This is a genomic window from Halobacillus sp. BAB-2008 (assembly GCF_000328325.1).
Lineage (GTDB): Bacteria > Bacillota > Bacilli > Bacillales > Halobacillaceae > Halobacillus.
In genome coordinates this window covers 45,286-60,005 of the sequence record NZ_ANPF01000071.1, presented here as the reverse complement: position 1 = coordinate 60,005, position 14,720 = coordinate 45,286, and the positions used below count along the sequence as shown (strand labels likewise).

The following is a 14,720-nucleotide window of genomic DNA, read 5'->3' as shown; positions in this document are numbered from 1 at the left end:
GTTATATATCTACAATATGCAGGGTGGGCTGTTAACGTTCGTCTAACAGAATACGGAAATGCTTTGTATAGTTGACGGCATCTATGTGGTCGATCCCTCCAATCTGGACGACAGCGGAAGTAGATGCACCCGTAATTCGGACGTTATCCACTTGAATCGACCCCGCGGGGTAGAAGTAGGAATCGACGGCCACAGGGCTGAGGGGGGGAGTGGAGGACCTGGAGAATATTAAAAAATCTTCAAAACGAAAAGGATCGGATTCAAATCTGGCGCCCTCTTTTTGAACGGCAAGCACCTTGGAGAAGGGAGCAGATCGATAGACGTCCCCAATGTCGAATACAGAACCGATGGCGAGGGACTGCAATTCTACATGGTCTGCATACACCATTCTCTTAACCATTCGGTTCCATCTCTACGTTGGAGTCTTCCAGTACCTCTTCGAATGGACCGATAATCAGCGATTCTGGTGGTGTATCGAAGAAAGACTGGAGGCGGATCGTTTTGTTATCCCCGATCAGAAAGACGGAAGATGCCGAGACACCTGTCACATGGATGTTCCCGACATGCAGGCCGTAGTTGTGCACAACATGGTTCACGGTTTATCATCCCCTTCAAGTGTTTGGAAATATTGAGCCATAGACTCCTGAATTTCTGTTTTGATCTGGTGATAGATCGTCTCTGCAGGAAGCTGTGGATTGTGGCTGCGATAGCTTTCCAGCCGTCTAGGCAGCTGTTTCTTTATATCTGTGATCATTCGTTCCTTATGGTCTTCCCGGATAGGGACGTTGTGATCGCATATATATTGGTCCATCCATGGCGGAACATCGGAAGCCATATAATTCTGCAGGGCATGAAGTACTTGCTCATCCGATTGAAGCGCCTGGTGTTGTGGATTGCTGTAAAGGTCGCCGATATCAGAAAGGTCGGACCCGTTTGGCGTCAGGCCGATCTGGAGAGTGCCTTCCAACGTCTCGATTTTCAATTGGTCGAAGTGGTATTCGATTTTTTCAATGACGGTTTTCGGTGGGGGATCCGTGTCTTTCATTTGTTCCACCTGTTTCTGGAGTTGTTCGATCACCTTCTGCTGTTGTTCCATCTGCTGCATCATCTGCTGGACCCACGCCTGCCATGATTGATAAGGATTCATATGCGTTCACCCCCTGTCTCATATGTATGAGAAAAAGGGACGTACTATGTTATGGAAAATGGAACCAGCGACCCTGCAGCTGTTTCTGGAATGACGACTTCTCCCTCGACCGGCTGGGCTTCCTGGGCGGGACCGGTGAACTTCCCGGAGTTATAAAGGTCGGCCTTCGCCTGAATAACGCCGGAGCTTCCTATCTGGACGACCGAGGAGTTCGAGACAGAGCCGATTCTTAATATATGGATATAGATCGATTGATGGACGGTAAGGTTCATGGAATCCCCCCTATGCGTTGTTAAAGATCGGCTGATCGATCACTTCCGAGTCGTTGATATACGTATTGGCGCTGTTCAAATCGATGCGGATCCCGTCACCGGTGTTGAACGAACCGCCGCCGGCAAATGTTTTAGCCATGGCTTGAGGAGCCATGTTGTACACATCGCCGATGTTGAAAATACTGGATGACGAAATGGATATGACTTTGACGGCACCTACTTTAGCTGGCATATGAAAAAACTCCTTTCCACATATTATGAAACGTCGTTGTCTAAATGACGTAATAAAAGTAAAATAATCTTCATAGGGGGAATACATATGAAAACGACCGCTTCACCTTTACATGACACCGAACGTCTGGATTGGGTCGATGCGGCCAGAGGTCTTGCCATTTTCGGTATCTTCATGGTCAATGTACCTGCATTCAATGCTCCATACTTCCTGTATGGAGGCGAAGCAGTTTATTGGTCTTCGACGCTCAGCCATTCGGTACAGACGTTCATCGATATCTTCTTTCAAGCAAGCTTCTACACATTGTTTTCCTTTCTGTTCGGCTTTGGCATGCAGATGATGAAGGACCGATTGGAGTCGAGAAGGCTCGCCTATCGTTCTGTCCTTTTCCGCCGTCTGGTCGTCTTGATCTGCTTTGGGATGATTCATGCCTTCCTTATTTGGCACGGAGATATCCTTCTTTCTTACGGGGTACTCGGCATGGTGCTTCTCTTCTTTTTCCGTGTGGAAGCCCGGACGCTGCTCCACTGGGCATTTGGAATGCTGTCCTTCCTCGTTATTCCGCTCACATTCAGCCTCTACACCGTAAGGGATCAAATCCAGGGTATCGTTAATCAAGAAGCGATCGTGGAAGCAAAAATGAATTATGGGTCTGGTTCCTTTCCGGACATATGGCGGCAGAACTGGAGCGATTGGGCGTATGCTAATCAATGGGGAAATATTCCTTTTCTCGCTCTCAGTTTAATTCCGATGTTTCTCTTCGGCATGTATGTCTGCAGAAAGCGCTTCCTGCATGAGCCTCTGGACCACATGGCTTCCATTATTCGTTTATGGGTGGCGACGGGAGTGATCTTCTTTTTGTTCAAGGCGGTACCGCATTTCTTTGGTAACCCGGAATGGTTCCACCTTGCGCAGGACAGTATCGGCGGCTCGGCATCTGCCATTTTTTATATTTTATCTATTACACTACTGTTCCGGACGGAGTTTGGTGCGAAAATAGCAAGGCCGCTGACTTGGGTGGGGAGGATGTCCCTGTCCAACTATATCCTCCAATCGCTCCTCAGTTTCGTGCTTTTTTATTCCGTAGGCTTCGGTCTGTACGGGACCGTTCCGCCGTTTGGGAGCGCTCTGATCGTCGTGGCTTTCTTCATCATCCAAATCTTTCTCAGCAGGGCGTGGATGAAGAAGTTTCGTTACGGACCTTTGGAGTGGGTATGGAGAACAGGGACGTACGGAAAGAAACAGCCGTTGAAGCGGAAAGGTTCCGCAACTTCATAGGAGAAGGGGGCGTTAGGGATGAACCGGGAACAGCTTAATAAAGAAAGTAAGAAATGGGTGGAGCAGTCCATTATCACAGAAAGTCAACGGGAACAACTAATGGGGCTTTATCCGAAAAAGCAGAGTAAACCGATACTTGTCCTTTTTGCAGCCATTTTCATCGGACTCGGCTTCTTGACATTCGTGGCCTCCAATTGGTCTTACTTGACGAATATCGGCAGGATGGCCATTTTAATCGTTTCGCTGCTCGGTTTTTATGTGGCGGGTGAGCAGGTTTATCATAAAAGATCGAAGCAGATCGGAACGTCATTGATCATTGTCGCTGTCATGATTTTCGGTGCCAGCTTGTTCTTAATCGGGCAAATGTATCATTACAGCTCCTATAGTGCTCTTCCGTTCTTTCTTTGGGGTCTTGCCGCTTTCAGTTTATATGTTTTATTCAAAGAGGTGCCGTTTTACTATACGACGCTCGTCATCCTCTCTGTGGGGCAGTTATACAGCGGTCTCTTCCATCAGGACTATCATTTATGGATCGGGGTCCTCTTCCTTTTCGGCATAGGATGGGCTGTGTACCAGGAGCAGGGGGAGAGAAGTCAGGCAGCATTCGGTATCGGGTTTGTCATCCAGTCGATCGTCCTCGTATTCAGTGAAGGCATTCCATACTACTGGCTGCTTGCACTGTTCTTGTTCCTGTATGTAGCGGATGACTTTCTCATCCGTAAAGGAGCGAAGCATCTACTGAAGACCGTAAGTATTCTGGCTGTATTTATTATTCTTGTTTTTCAGGCTTTCTTCCTTGGAAACGTGTACGTTGGGGAACTAACGGAGTCTTCCCTTTATTTTTTCTTGGTATGGGCGGTGCTGTTCGTCTTTGCAGTGGTGCGATCGGCTGTCAGCTCCACTAACTATTACTGGATTGATTTGCTGCTTTTCGTTCCTGTCTTCCGCTTTATGTTTGGTGATTTCCTGTCCCTTGGACTGCTGTTCATCTATGCACTGCTCTGGCTCATCTCAGGCTACAGGCAGGAAGTGTCCAGATGGGTGAATAAAGGTACGGCGGCTTTCCTGATTGCGACACTTGTTGCTTATTTTCAACTGGCATGGAATTTTCTCGACCGCTCCTTGTTCTTCTTCCTGGGAGGATTACTTTTATTTGCTCTCAGCTTCTTCCTTGAGAAGAAGCGGCGGACGATTTATAGAGGAGGGGTAGAGCATGACTAAGCGGAAGTGGTATTACGCGTTGGTCCTTCTACAGGTGCTCTTCCTTGCAACGATGTCCGCTTCCTACTATGCGATGGACATATGGGGGAAAGAAATTACCCTGCGAACCGAGCCGATCGATCCCCGGGATCCTTTTTACGGTGATTACATACGACTCGAATACGAAGTAGAGACAATTCCTGAGGATCGTTGGAAAGTGGAAGAAGAGTTGAAGGAGGGAGAGCGGGTTTTCCTGATTTTACGAGATTCGGGAGAGGGTATTTATGAGCTGGATCGAGCGACTACGATGTGGCCTGAAACGGAAAAAGCAGTCGTACTTCAAGCGAAATACGAGAGGTATGACAGCGGTTCTTCGAACTATCATGTCGACATCGGGTTAAGCCGAAATCATGTTCAAGAGAATACCGGTCTTTTATTGGAACGACGGGAAACGTTATTTGTCGACATCGTTCTAGCTCCCTGGAAGCAGAAGAAGATTTCTGAAGTGAAATAAAGTGGGAATTGTTCAAGGGAGAGAGAAGAGGGGTGCTTTGCAGGGGATGGACAGGAAGATTCCTGATCGCCGGGCTCTTCCTGGGTCTCACCTGTATTCGTTTCTTTAACTTATGGATCGTATTCCTTGCCTTAACGGTTCTTGACAATGAAAAGAGACAGCTCTGTATCAGAGCTGTCTCTTTTTTATCAGGATAAGACGGATTTGATCTGTTCAATCGCCCAGTCCAGATCTTTTTTGTCGATAATGAGCGGAGGGGCGAAGCGGATGACGTTCTCATGTGTTTCTTTGCAAAGCAGCCCTTTTTCTTTCAACTGTTCACAATACTTTCGGGCCGGCTCAGTCAGTTCAACTCCGATGAATAACCCTTTTCCGCGAACTTCTTTGATCTTCGGATTAGCGATTGATTTCAATTCCTTCATCATATAGGTGCCGAGTTCCAGGGAACGATCTGCGAGTTTCTCTTCTTCCAATACTTCCAGAGAAGCGACAGACACCGCACAAGCGAGTGGGTTCCCTCCGAATGTCGAACCGTGCGAGCCTGGGTTGAATACACCGAGGACATCTTTGTCAGCGACAACGCAGGAAATCGGGAAGACTCCTCCACCAAGTGCTTTACCGAGAATCAGCATATCCGGTGTGACATCCTCCCAGTCGCAGGCGAACGTCTTGCCGCTCCGTCCAAGACCTGCCTGGATTTCATCGGCAATGTAAAGGACGTTCGCTTCTTGGCAGATGTCGTACGCTTCTTTTAGGAATCCTTCCGGAGGAATGACGATACCGGCTTCCCCTTGAATCGGTTCAAAGAGGAAGGCAGCGGTATTTTCGGTGATCGCTTCTTTTAAAGCTTCCGCATCTCCGTAAGGAATCAGTTTGATTCCAGGAAGCATCGGACCGAAACCACGCTTGTATTCTTCTTCAGATGAGAGAGAAACGGCGCTCATCGTCCGGCCGTGGAAGTTACCGGTACAAGCGATAATCTCCGCCTTGTTATCGGGTACGTTCTTCACTTCGTAAGCCCATCGGCGTGCCGCTTTAATCGCTGTTTCCACCGCTTCTGCACCTGTGTTCATCGGCAGGGCCATCTCTTTGTTCGTCAATTTGCAGATCTTCTCGTACCACGGCCCGAGCTGATCATTATGAAAAGCACGTGAAGTGAGCGTCACACGTCCGGCCTGGTCATTCAAGGCCTGGATGATTTTCGGGTGACGGTGTCCCTGGTTCACGGCTGAGTAAGCGCTTAACATATCCATGTAACGATTTCCTTCAGGATCTTCCACCCATACGCCTTCGGCTCTTGCGATGACAATCGGAAGCGGGTGATAATTCTTCGCTCCGTATTCCTGGGTTTGATCAATAATGTGACGACTACTGATTACAGACATGCTATCCCTCCAAATTCATTTGAATCTTCCATCATTATAACAGGTTTCCTTTCTGTTTTCTTACTATTGGAAAGGTTTCGTCAAATAGTCCTGTGAAAGGGTGCGGGATGCACGAAATGGAGGGGAGTGTAATTGGGAAAGGAACACTTTTTGATAGGATATATCGAAACAATCGTGGTATCATAGCAATAGATACTTATGCAAAGGAGGAGAAGAACATGGCTCACTTACATATCACTTCATGGGTACTCGCACTCGTGCTGATCATCCTTGTTGTTTCATTCACGAAGAGCGGAAAAGCGAAAGCGGCGAAGATCTCCCATATGATCCTTCGGTTGGATTACCTGCTCATTCTATATTCCGGTGGATCGCTGTTCGCCAGCTACTCCGTTTACGGGGCGCTCGTTATCATTAAAGTACTTGCAGGTTTATGGGCAATTACGGCGATGGAAATGGCGTGTGTGAAGACGACGAAGGGCAAACCTGCCGGCATCTGGTGGGGACAGCTTGTCCTTGCGGTCATTCTGGCAATCATTCTCGGATTCGGCTATTTGCCGATGGGAATTCTGCCGGCATAAAAAAATAACGCTGCCTGCTTATTTGCAGGCAGCGTTTTATTTTTTATAAAAAGGGGGCAAAACTATTTGTCTGATGTTCTCCGTTACTTGGGGGATAACGGGATCACTTGATACTTATAATGATAATCATTCTCAATTGTGTTGTCAATAGTTTTATGACGTTTATTTCTGCCGGCAGAGCAGGCTGCCTTCCGCATAACAGGTAAGACGTGTTCATAGAATGAGTTGTGATGCTTTTTTATATGGAACGCATGTTATGAAAAGGATGGTGGATCAGATGTGCGGCATTGTCGGATGGGTGGATCTAGCACATAAAACCGATGGTAAAACAGCGATATTGGAAGATATGGCGAAAACACTGGAGCACCGTGGACCGGATGATTATCAGAAATGGATAGAGGGTCCGGCTGCCTTCGGACACCAGCGTTTGATCGTCGTCGATCCTCAAGGTGGAAAACAGCCGATGATCCGGAAGGCAAGGGACGAAGAGTTCGTTCTCTGCTATAATGGAGAGCTTTATAATACCGAGGACGTCCGGAGGGAACTGAAAGCGTGCGGGTGGAGTTTTTCATCCCATTCGGATACGGAGGTCGTTCTCGTCAGTTACATGGAGTGGGGACCTGATTGTGTCGATCGTTTGAACGGCATTTTTGCTTTCAGTGTTTGGGAGCGGCGAAGACAGCGGCTTTTTCTCGCGCGCGACCGTCTCGGTGTTAAACCGTTGTTCTATAGTGACAGAGGTAACGGCGTTTTGTTCGCTTCGGAAATGAAGGCCATTCTTGCGCATCCCGACGTCCGCCCGACGGTCGATCGAAACGGCCTACATGAAATTCTATCCCTTGGACCGTCCCGTACACCTGGGGAAGGGATATTTACAGAGATTCAGGAAATCCGCCCCGGTCATAGTGCCGTATGGGAAAAAGGCAGATTCACGACCAGTCGGTATTGGAACGTGAAAAGTGAACCGCATGAAGACACGTTCGAACAGACGGTAGAGCGGGTGCGGGAATTATTCATGGATGCGTCCAAACGTCAGCTCATCTCAGACGTGAAGCTTGGAACCTTCCTGTCCGGCGGGGTTGACTCCAGCGCCATTACAGCGGTGGCAGCAGAACAATACAAGCAGGAACGGCGCGGGGCTTTGCAGACATTCTCGATTGATTATAAAGACCAGGATAAATTCTTCAAGAAGAACGCTTTTCAGCCGGACCGGGATGAAGCCTTCATCAATATGGTCCGTGACAGGCACGGCACCGATCACCTTGTAATGGAAGCGAAAACAGAGGATTTGGTGGGGCGCTTGAAACGGGCCGTTGAGTTGAGAGATTTACCTGGGATGGCCGATGTAGATTCTTCTCTCCTTTGGTTTTGTGAGGAAATTAAGAACCATGTGACGGTGGCGCTGTCTGGGGAATGTGCGGATGAAATCTTTGGCGGTTATCCTTGGTTCTATCGGAAAGAAGATAAAGAGCGGAACGGTTTTCCGTGGATCCGGTCACTGGATGAACGCGTCTCTCTCGTTCGCAGCGATCTTAAGGGTGATATTGATATTGAATGGTATATGCTCAAACGATATAAGGAAACCATTGCGGAAACGCCGGTTCTTGCAGGCGAATCGGAAGGTGCCCGCAAACATAGAGAGATGTCCTATTTAAATATGAATTGGTTCATGCAGACGCTGCTTGAACGGAAAGACCGGATGAGTATGGGGGCGAGTCTTGAAGTACGGGTTCCGTTCAGCGATCACCGCCTGGTGGAATACGTTTGGAATGTACCATGGAGCATGAAGTTTTATAAGAATCAGGAGAAAGGATTGCTGCGTGAAGCGCTGAGAGGTATTCTCCCGGATGAGGTTTTGTTCCGGAAGAAGAATCCGTATCCGAAGACCTTCCACCCGGATTACACGAAAGCAGTATGCCGATGGATGGACGATGTCCTGAGTGACCAGGGTGCTCCTCTCTTCAACATATTCGACAGGGAAGAAGTACGTAAATTGAAGGAGTCGGAAGGGAAATCCATTGATACACCGTGGTTCGGGCAATTGATGACCGGTCCTCAGCTGATCGCGCACTTATGTCAAATCGATCATTGGCTCCGGACCTACAAGGTTCAACTGTAAGCCGCTGTCTCAAGCGGCTTTTTTGTTTTTTGAAAAGATTGTCAGAATAAATTGACCTTTACGACTGCGACCGCTAACCTAAAAAGAGGAAGGAGGCGTCCGGATGAAAAGGATGATCATCGCTTTTCTACTGATCCCGCTGTTTTTTGGCAGCGCTTTAACAGTACAGGCAGAAGAGAAGTGGCAGCAGGAAAGTATCTATTATATCGTGGTGGACCGTTTCATGAACGGATCGACAGCGAATGACGGGGAGTTGGACCTGGAGGACCCTTCCGCCTATCACGGGGGAGACTTGTCCGGGGTAAGAGACCAGTTGGACTACATAAAAGAACTAGGCTTTACGACTATTCAGTTATCACCGATCATGTCTAGCGAAACGGACGGGTTTCATGGCTTCGGAGTAACGGACTATGAGACGGTGGAAGAGCACTTCGGTACGATGGAAGACGCGCGAAAGCTGGTGACAGAAGCCCATGAAAAAGGAATGAAGGTCATCTTTGACATGCCGTACGGTTTTGTAGGTAACGCTCACCCGTGGCTCGAAGACCAACGTAAATCCAACTGGTTTCTGGAGGAAACGCTGGAAGGCGACACCTGGTTCGACGGACTCCCGAAGCTTGATACTTCCAATCCGGAGGTAGCAGATTATTATAGCGAGGTATGGAAGAAATGGGAAGAAGAAACCGAAGTCGACGGTTTTCGCTTGATTACTTCCGGGGGAGCTGCTCCTCAAAATGACCTCCTGGTATTCTCAGAAACTTACGATGAAGAGAAGGAAGAACAGCAAACGCTCCGGGATGTTTTCCAAGCGGCGGGAGCATCGCTTGAGCCGCTGGCGCTTGGAGAGGGAGAACAGATTTGGGAACTGGATGACTTCCTCGGGTCACGTTTTACGCATGAAGCGGTGGAAGAGGGACAGAATCCGGTTACCCGGCTCCAGCTTGCCTGGACGTACCTCTATACGATTCCTGGCACGCCGCGCTTTTATTACGGTTCCGAGATCCCTTTGGATGATGGCGGGGATCCGTCTGAAATACCCATGATGAATTTTAAAGCAGGAGAGGAAGCCCTCAGTCAGCGGATTGAAAAACTCCATTCCATGAGGGAGGAATTCCCTGCACTGACGAAGGGGAGCGTTCATGAGCTGTATAACGAAGATGGGCTGCTTGTTTACGAAAGGTCCTATGAAGGAGAGCGGCTGATCGTAGCCATCAATAATGCAGAAGCTACGAAGACGATGGAGCTGGATCACTTGGAAGGCGGTCTGCAACTGAGCGGTCTGCTGGAGGACGGCATTATCCGGGAACAGCGGGACGGCGTCTACCGAATCGGCATGGAGAGGGAGACGGCGGACGTATTTGTGGTGGAAGCAGATAAAGGCTACAATTGGCTTTTCATCGGATTCGTCGGAGGAGTACTGCTTATCTTCGTACTCAGTGTCACGATGATAAGTATTAAAAATAGGAAGGATCAAACCGTGGAGTGAGTACTCCACGGTTTTTCATTTAGGAAGTCACTTCCGTCATTCCGTTAATGAGCAGGAAATCGATCGATTGATGAAGCGTGTGGAGGATATGGAAAAGGAAATGGCTGCTTTGAATTCCGGGGGACGCGCCAATCCATCCTCTGTCTTTTTCATAGATCAATTGACCTGTGAGAAGTTGGAAACGAACAATCATATCGCCCAATTGGGTATCAATCAGCTCAAAGGTCGATTGGATATCGGGAGTACAAGAGAACAGCCGGAAACCAAGTGATATTACTTGATTTCCGGCTGTTGTTTTCCTGCAGGGGGCGGTTACATGGACTAAAGGCTCCGTTTATAGGGAATGTTTATTGATAACGATCATTCAGGAAAAATAACGCGATGGTTCCAGGTCCGGCATGAGCACCGATCGTGGCTCCGACATAGCCGATATGGATGGTTTCGGCACCGAACTGTTCCTTGATCATAGCAGCAAGCTGTTCTGCGCGCTCCACGTCGTCCCCGTGGCTGATGGCGATCCGCTGGCCGCTCAAATCCACGCCGCGTTCATCCATAACTTCCAGCATTCGTTTCAGAACTTTCTTCGAGCCGCGGATTTTCTCAAGCGGAATCAGCTTCCCATCCTCCATGTGGAGGAGCGGCTTGATTTTTAAAAGACCGCCGACAAAGGCCGCAGTCCGGCTTACCCGACCCCCTCGCTGGAGGTATTCCAGATCATCAACCGTGAAGATGTGTTCCATATGCTCGGCGTGATATGTCCCTGTCTTAAGGATTTCTTCATAAGAAGCACCGTCGCTTGCCATTTCGGCCACTCTCATTATGACAAGACCGTAGCCGAGTGAGGCTGCTTTCGTGTCTACGACATCAAAGACAGCTTCCGGGTACTCTTCTTTTACTTCCTGTTCGACCATTTTGGCAGTCTGATAGGTACCGGACAGTTCCGATGAGAAAGCGAAATAAATGAATGGTTGTCCTTCTTCCGCATAGCTGGTGAAAGCATCACGGAAAGCCTGCGGGGATACCTGCGCTGTCTTCAATGATTCCCCCGCGCGCATCCGGTCATAAACTTCTTTTGGTTCGATCGACGTTCTGTCCTCATATTCCTCGCCGTTCATAATAACCTTCAGAGGCAGGGAGTGGATCGATAAACGGTCTGTCGTTTCCAAGTCCAGATCGGCAGCCGAATCACATACTATTTGTACAGTCATAAACGTCACCTTCTATATTATTATAGTACTATCAGTTTAGGCATAGTCGCGCTTTATAGTCAAAACAAATTCCTCCAAAAACCATGTTTGCGAAAACTTTGCAAAGTTCTCCAAAGTTTGACTTGATTTTACGAATTGTCGGTGATAAAAATGAATAGATGAATTCAGGAAGGCAAGGAGGTTTACGATTGTTTGTTGTAGAAATTAGAAGAATATTAATTGTTTTACTGGGATCGTTATTAAATGCGTTGTCCCTTAACTTATTCTTAATAGAGGCAAATGTTTATGCAAGCGGATTTACGGGGGTTTCCCAGCTCTTGACGAGTATTTCCAGTGATTTTCTGGGCATTCCTGGTGTGAGTACGGGACTTGTTCTGTTAGTGCTCAACATCCCTGTCGCCATATTGGGTTGGTATAAGGTAGGGAAAGGGTTCACCGTCTACAGCGCCATTTCTGTTGCGTTCACGACGTTGTTCCTCGAAGTCATCCCCGTGCAGCAGCTTTCCGGAGATATTATACTGAACGCCGTGTTCGGCGGTGTTATCGGTGGAGCCGGTGTCGGGATCACGTTGAAATGGGGTGCTTCCACCGGAGGCCTGGACATCATCGCCATGGTGCTGTCCCGTATGAAGGACCGCCCGATCGGTATTTATTTTCTTATCATTAACAGTGTAATTATTGCGGTAGCCGGTATTTTATATGAACCGGAAAACGCGCTTTATACATTATTAACTCTTTACGTAACGACAAGGGTCATTGATGCGATCCATACGCGTCACGAGAAGTTGACGGCTATGATCATCACGACAAAGGCTGCCGCCCTGGAGAAGGAAATCCATAAAAGCATGGTTCGTGGAATTACCACGCTGCCTGCCAAAGGAGCCTTCACCCAACAGGATAAGAATATGCTTGTCATGGTTATTACGAGATACGAGTTGTATGATTTGCAGCATATTATCCAGGAAGTGGACCCGCAGGCGTTTACCAACATCGTTCAAACGACAGGTATCTTCGGTTTCTTCCGAAAAGATGATAAATGATGTAACGTTTTCCATCCGGAGGACGTCTTATTCATTGAATAGAATAGATAGGGAGTGGCGAAATGAAAAAATTTCTTGCCATTTTGTTAGGGGCCCTCTTGTTGTTGTTGGTGGCTGCCTGTACAAATGATTCAGGCCAGGAAGAAGCAGACGGAGAAGAAAAAGAAGAGACGGAAGCATCAGCTTCACCGGATATGGAGGCGGAGATTGATATGGAGACATTGCTCGATCAGATTGAAATGGATGCGGCAGTAAATGCATCCGGCGACGCAGCAACCTTCGAATTCTCGCTTAAAAATACAGGAGAAGATCCAGTGATTTTGGGCTTTACTTCCGGTCAGAAATACGAAGTGGAAGTGAAGAATGTATCAGGAGAAACGGTGTACAAGTATTCCGATGGTCAAATGTTCACACAGGCGCTGACGACGGAAGAACTTGCCGGCGGAGGCACGTATCAGGCTGAGGATACGTGGAAAGGGATCGAACAGCCCGGGAAGTATGAGGTTACGATGACAATCCTTGTACATACCATCAATGACCAATCCCTCGAGGCGAATCCGTTCCAAGTGACGCAGGAATTCACGGTGCAGCCGGATAAGAAAGAATCTAATCAGGATCAGGCGTCGACAGAGGAAGAGACGCCTTCGGAAGAGACAGAGGAAGCAGCTCCGCCCGTCGAGGACAGTTACAGCGGAGATGGGGAAACGTTCCGGTCTCTTACCGTGTCAGGAGACAATGGATCCTATGTGGTTAAAGGAGAAGCCAATGTTTCCAACGGTACCTTCATTTATACCGTGGAAGATGGACATAATGTGCAGGTGGAGCCTTCTGAAAAACAGGTAGGAGCGTCGTCTTCCTGGACACCTTTTGAAATAAGTGTCACCATTCCAGAGGACAAACTTCCGGACTTCGGCACGATCACCCTCACTATGTTTACGGAAAATGGGGACGGTCTGCCTGAGAACTTGAACTACATTCCACTGGATCGATTCTAATAGAAAAAAAACCACCATACGAGGGTATGGTGGTTTTTTTGAAATCAATATCCGTGTTCTTCGAGCGTGCTTTTCACTTTTGGATTCAACTCGTCCCAGTCGGCTTGGGGAAGTTTGTTGACCGTGATGAAATTTTGGAAACCAAAGACGTTGTCGACGCCGTCGAGCTCCATCAAATCGTTCATGATTGTATGTTCACTCGTTTGTCCCGGCATAACGGAAACGCTGCCGTCTCCTTGGAAAATAAGCTTTTCCACCGTGAATTTACGAGCATTTGGATTAGGTGTTTCTTGTACTTGTATAGCCATCATCGTATCCTCCTTCTTCACTCTGCTCTTATCTTACCAAAAAATCGCGCCCACCTAAATAGTAAAACACTTCAATTCAGAACCGGCCGCATCTGTGATACAATGATATCACTTTTCAGGAGGTGTGTTATGGAAACGAGATTAATCGATGTCTTGCAGCCGATCAAAGACAATGATTATACATTGCAGGACGGCCAGAATTTACAAGAGCTCACGACTATGATGCTACAAAAAATCGGATCTGTCCATCCTGTTCTCAGGGAGGATCTTATTCGTCCGGTTTTTACATCCTTTATTGCCAGAAACCATTACACCAACGAACAATTAAAGAATATTCTCCAATCGATTTTAAATAAAAATTATTTGTTTTACCGGATAGCGATGTCCAAAAATGAAGAAGACGCCGTGTTCAAGCGCAGCTATTCCGTGCTTCTGATTCCACCGATCATGGACAAGCACCGGGAAGATCCGTTCCTGAAAGAAGAAGATATCCGGCGGGTTTGGGACAGCCTGAAGAAATATGTTCCCCAGGAGAAAGATACCCGTGCCTGCGTCAAAGACAAAGGTTGGGCTCATGCAATGGCTCATGCAGCGGATGCGGTATACAGTACGGCAGCGTGTGAAGAAATTACAAGGGAAGACATTCTCGATATGCTTCCGATCATCCGCGATAAATTCATGATCGACAAACCGTATCTGTTTGATGAGGAAGAACGGATGGTGACGGCGGTATTGATGATGTTCCGGAAAATCAGTCATGCGGAAAGAGTGGAATGGCTGGAATCACTCCTTTATGAGCGGGAAAGCTGGAAAGATCCCGATGAGGATATCATCATCAATAACAGCAAACACTTCTTAAGAGCGCTGTACTTCCGAATGCTCGACGGCGATTACCGGGAACTTAAACAGGTTTTAGAAAATCTGCTGCGGGAATTGAGGAAACAGGAAGCCTATTAAG

18 protein-coding genes are annotated in these 14,720 nt (G+C 47.8%); 10 read left to right on the top strand and 8 right to left on the bottom strand.

The annotated features are described in order from the left end of the window. Window positions 1-31 precede the first annotated feature (31 nt). Genes D479_RS15600 through D479_RS15580 form a run of 5 tightly spaced genes read right to left on the bottom strand, consistent with a single transcriptional unit; the run spans window position 32 to window position 1,651 of the window. A complete protein-coding gene (locus tag D479_RS15600) occupies window positions 32-400 on the bottom strand; it encodes a spore germination protein GerPE (RefSeq protein ID WP_008638816.1) in 369 nt (122 codons plus the stop codon). Next, a complete protein-coding gene (locus tag D479_RS15595) occupies window positions 393-596 on the bottom strand; it encodes a hypothetical protein (RefSeq protein WP_008638815.1) in 204 nt (67 codons plus the stop codon). Before D479_RS15595 ends, D479_RS15600 begins: the two co-directional genes overlap by 8 nt. Continuing rightward, complete coding sequence (gene gerPC / locus D479_RS15590) at window positions 593-1,147, bottom strand: spore germination protein GerPC (RefSeq protein WP_008638814.1); 555 nt, start codon at window positions 1,145-1,147, stop codon at window positions 593-595. The genes D479_RS15595 and gerPC overlap by 4 nt, the downstream gene beginning before the upstream one ends. Window positions 1,148-1,191: 44 nt before the next feature. Then, window positions 1,192-1,419 carry a spore germination protein GerPB gene (locus D479_RS15585; RefSeq protein ID WP_008638813.1) on the bottom strand — a complete coding sequence of 76 codons (228 nt, stop codon included), beginning with the start codon at window positions 1,417-1,419 and terminating at the stop codon, window positions 1,192-1,194. A gap of 10 nt (window positions 1,420-1,429) precedes the next feature. Continuing rightward, the gene (locus D479_RS15580; RefSeq protein WP_008638811.1) at window positions 1,430-1,651 is read right to left on the bottom strand and encodes a spore germination protein; all 222 of its coding nucleotides are present in this window, start codon (window positions 1,649-1,651) and stop codon (window positions 1,430-1,432) included. 87 nt (window positions 1,652-1,738) lie between these two features. Between D479_RS15580 and D479_RS15575 the strand changes: the two genes are divergently transcribed. The 3 genes from D479_RS15575 to D479_RS19985 are packed head-to-tail and all read left to right on the top strand — an operon-like array spanning window position 1,739 to window position 4,643. Beyond that, window positions 1,739-2,929 carry a DUF418 domain-containing protein gene (locus D479_RS15575; protein WP_008638809.1) on the top strand — a complete coding sequence of 397 codons (1,191 nt, stop codon included), beginning with the start codon at window positions 1,739-1,741 and terminating at the stop codon, window positions 2,927-2,929. An 18-nt stretch (window positions 2,930-2,947) separates the two neighbouring features. Beyond that, a complete protein-coding gene (locus D479_RS15570; protein ID WP_008638807.1) occupies window positions 2,948-4,150 on the top strand; it encodes a DUF2157 domain-containing protein in 1,203 nt (400 codons plus the stop codon). Further along, window positions 4,143-4,643 carry a GDYXXLXY domain-containing protein gene (locus D479_RS19985; RefSeq protein ID WP_008638806.1) on the top strand — a complete coding sequence of 167 codons (501 nt, stop codon included), beginning with the start codon at window positions 4,143-4,145 and terminating at the stop codon, window positions 4,641-4,643. The genes D479_RS15570 and D479_RS19985 overlap by 8 nt, the downstream gene beginning before the upstream one ends. A gap of 188 nt (window positions 4,644-4,831) precedes the next feature. Here the strand turns inward: D479_RS19985 and D479_RS15560 are convergent, their stop codons facing one another. Continuing rightward, on the bottom strand, window positions 4,832-6,028 hold the full coding sequence (locus tag D479_RS15560; protein WP_008638805.1) for an ornithine--oxo-acid transaminase: 1,197 nt from the start codon (window positions 6,026-6,028) through the stop codon (window positions 4,832-4,834). A gap of 218 nt (window positions 6,029-6,246) precedes the next feature. Here D479_RS15560 and D479_RS15555 point away from each other — a divergent pair, with 218 nt between their 5' ends. The 4 genes from D479_RS15555 to D479_RS15540 all read left to right on the top strand — a co-directional run bounded on the left by D479_RS15555 (window position 6,247) and on the right by D479_RS15540 (window position 10,482). Next, entirely contained in the window at window positions 6,247-6,606 is a 360-nt protein-coding gene (locus D479_RS15555) for a YisL family protein (RefSeq protein ID WP_008638804.1), read from the top strand. Window positions 6,607-6,883: 277 nt separating this feature from the next. After that, window positions 6,884-8,725 (top strand): asparagine synthase (glutamine-hydrolyzing), encoded by a 1,842-nt coding sequence (gene asnB / locus D479_RS15550; protein ID WP_039871606.1) that lies wholly within the window; start codon window positions 6,884-6,886, stop codon window positions 8,723-8,725. Window positions 8,726-8,828: 103 nt separating this feature from the next. Continuing rightward, the gene (locus D479_RS15545) at window positions 8,829-10,211 is read left to right on the top strand and encodes an alpha-amylase family glycosyl hydrolase (RefSeq protein ID WP_008638802.1); all 1,383 of its coding nucleotides are present in this window, start codon (window positions 8,829-8,831) and stop codon (window positions 10,209-10,211) included. 67 nt (window positions 10,212-10,278) lie between these two features. Beyond that, the gene (locus D479_RS15540) at window positions 10,279-10,482 is read left to right on the top strand and encodes a hypothetical protein (RefSeq protein ID WP_039871604.1); all 204 of its coding nucleotides are present in this window, start codon (window positions 10,279-10,281) and stop codon (window positions 10,480-10,482) included. A 76-nt stretch (window positions 10,483-10,558) separates the two neighbouring features. Here D479_RS15540 and D479_RS15535 read toward each other — a convergent pair whose 3' ends face one another. Beyond that, window positions 10,559-11,419 (bottom strand): DegV family protein, encoded by an 861-nt coding sequence (locus D479_RS15535; RefSeq protein WP_008638799.1) that lies wholly within the window; start codon window positions 11,417-11,419, stop codon window positions 10,559-10,561. 188 nt (window positions 11,420-11,607) lie between these two features. Here D479_RS15535 and D479_RS15530 point away from each other — a divergent pair, with 188 nt between their 5' ends. Then, window positions 11,608-12,459 (top strand): YitT family protein, encoded by an 852-nt coding sequence (locus D479_RS15530; RefSeq protein WP_008638797.1) that lies wholly within the window; start codon window positions 11,608-11,610, stop codon window positions 12,457-12,459. Window positions 12,460-12,521: 62 nt separating this feature from the next. Further along, window positions 12,522-13,454 (top strand): BsuPI-related putative proteinase inhibitor, encoded by a 933-nt coding sequence (locus tag D479_RS19980; protein ID WP_008638795.1) that lies wholly within the window; start codon window positions 12,522-12,524, stop codon window positions 13,452-13,454. 44 nt (window positions 13,455-13,498) lie between these two features. Here D479_RS19980 and D479_RS15515 read toward each other — a convergent pair whose 3' ends face one another. Further along, on the bottom strand, window positions 13,499-13,762 hold the full coding sequence (locus tag D479_RS15515) for a NifU N-terminal domain-containing protein (protein ID WP_008638793.1): 264 nt from the start codon (window positions 13,760-13,762) through the stop codon (window positions 13,499-13,501). 129 nt (window positions 13,763-13,891) lie between these two features. Here D479_RS15515 and D479_RS15510 point away from each other — a divergent pair, with 129 nt between their 5' ends. Next, window positions 13,892-14,719 (top strand): DUF2785 domain-containing protein, encoded by an 828-nt coding sequence (locus D479_RS15510; RefSeq protein ID WP_008638791.1) that lies wholly within the window; start codon window positions 13,892-13,894, stop codon window positions 14,717-14,719. The last annotated feature ends 1 nt before the right edge of the window (window position 14,720 follow it).

Bases quoted from the DNA above. Each gene is read 5' to 3' on its own strand.
- asnB (WP_039871606.1), top strand. From the start codon at position 6,884: ATGTGCGGCATTGTCGGATGGGTGGATCTAGCACATAAAACCGATGGT.
- D479_RS15560 (WP_008638805.1), bottom strand. From the start codon at position 6,028: ATGTCTGTAATCAGTAGTCGTCACATTATTGATCAAACCCAGGAATAC.
- D479_RS19985 (WP_008638806.1), top strand. From the start codon at position 4,143: ATGACTAAGCGGAAGTGGTATTACGCGTTGGTCCTTCTACAGGTGCTC.
- D479_RS15580 (WP_008638811.1), bottom strand. From the start codon at position 1,651: ATGCCAGCTAAAGTAGGTGCCGTCAAAGTCATATCCATTTCGTCATCC.
- D479_RS15545 (WP_008638802.1), top strand. From the start codon at position 8,829: ATGAAAAGGATGATCATCGCTTTTCTACTGATCCCGCTGTTTTTTGGC.
- D479_RS15555 (WP_008638804.1), top strand. From the start codon at position 6,247: ATGGCTCACTTACATATCACTTCATGGGTACTCGCACTCGTGCTGATC.
- D479_RS15515 (WP_008638793.1), bottom strand. From the start codon at position 13,762: ATGGCTATACAAGTACAAGAAACACCTAATCCAAATGCTCGTAAATTC.
- D479_RS15570 (WP_008638807.1), top strand. From the start codon at position 2,948: ATGAACCGGGAACAGCTTAATAAAGAAAGTAAGAAATGGGTGGAGCAG.
- D479_RS15585 (WP_008638813.1), bottom strand. From the start codon at position 1,419: ATGAACCTTACCGTCCATCAATCGATCTATATCCATATATTAAGAATC.
- D479_RS19980 (WP_008638795.1), top strand. From the start codon at position 12,522: ATGAAAAAATTTCTTGCCATTTTGTTAGGGGCCCTCTTGTTGTTGTTG.
- gerPC (WP_008638814.1), bottom strand. From the start codon at position 1,147: ATGAATCCTTATCAATCATGGCAGGCGTGGGTCCAGCAGATGATGCAG.
- D479_RS15510 (WP_008638791.1), top strand. From the start codon at position 13,892: ATGGAAACGAGATTAATCGATGTCTTGCAGCCGATCAAAGACAATGAT.
- D479_RS15600 (WP_008638816.1), bottom strand. From the start codon at position 400: ATGGTTAAGAGAATGGTGTATGCAGACCATGTAGAATTGCAGTCCCTC.
- D479_RS15575 (WP_008638809.1), top strand. From the start codon at position 1,739: ATGAAAACGACCGCTTCACCTTTACATGACACCGAACGTCTGGATTGG.
- D479_RS15535 (WP_008638799.1), bottom strand. From the start codon at position 11,419: ATGACTGTACAAATAGTATGTGATTCGGCTGCCGATCTGGACTTGGAA.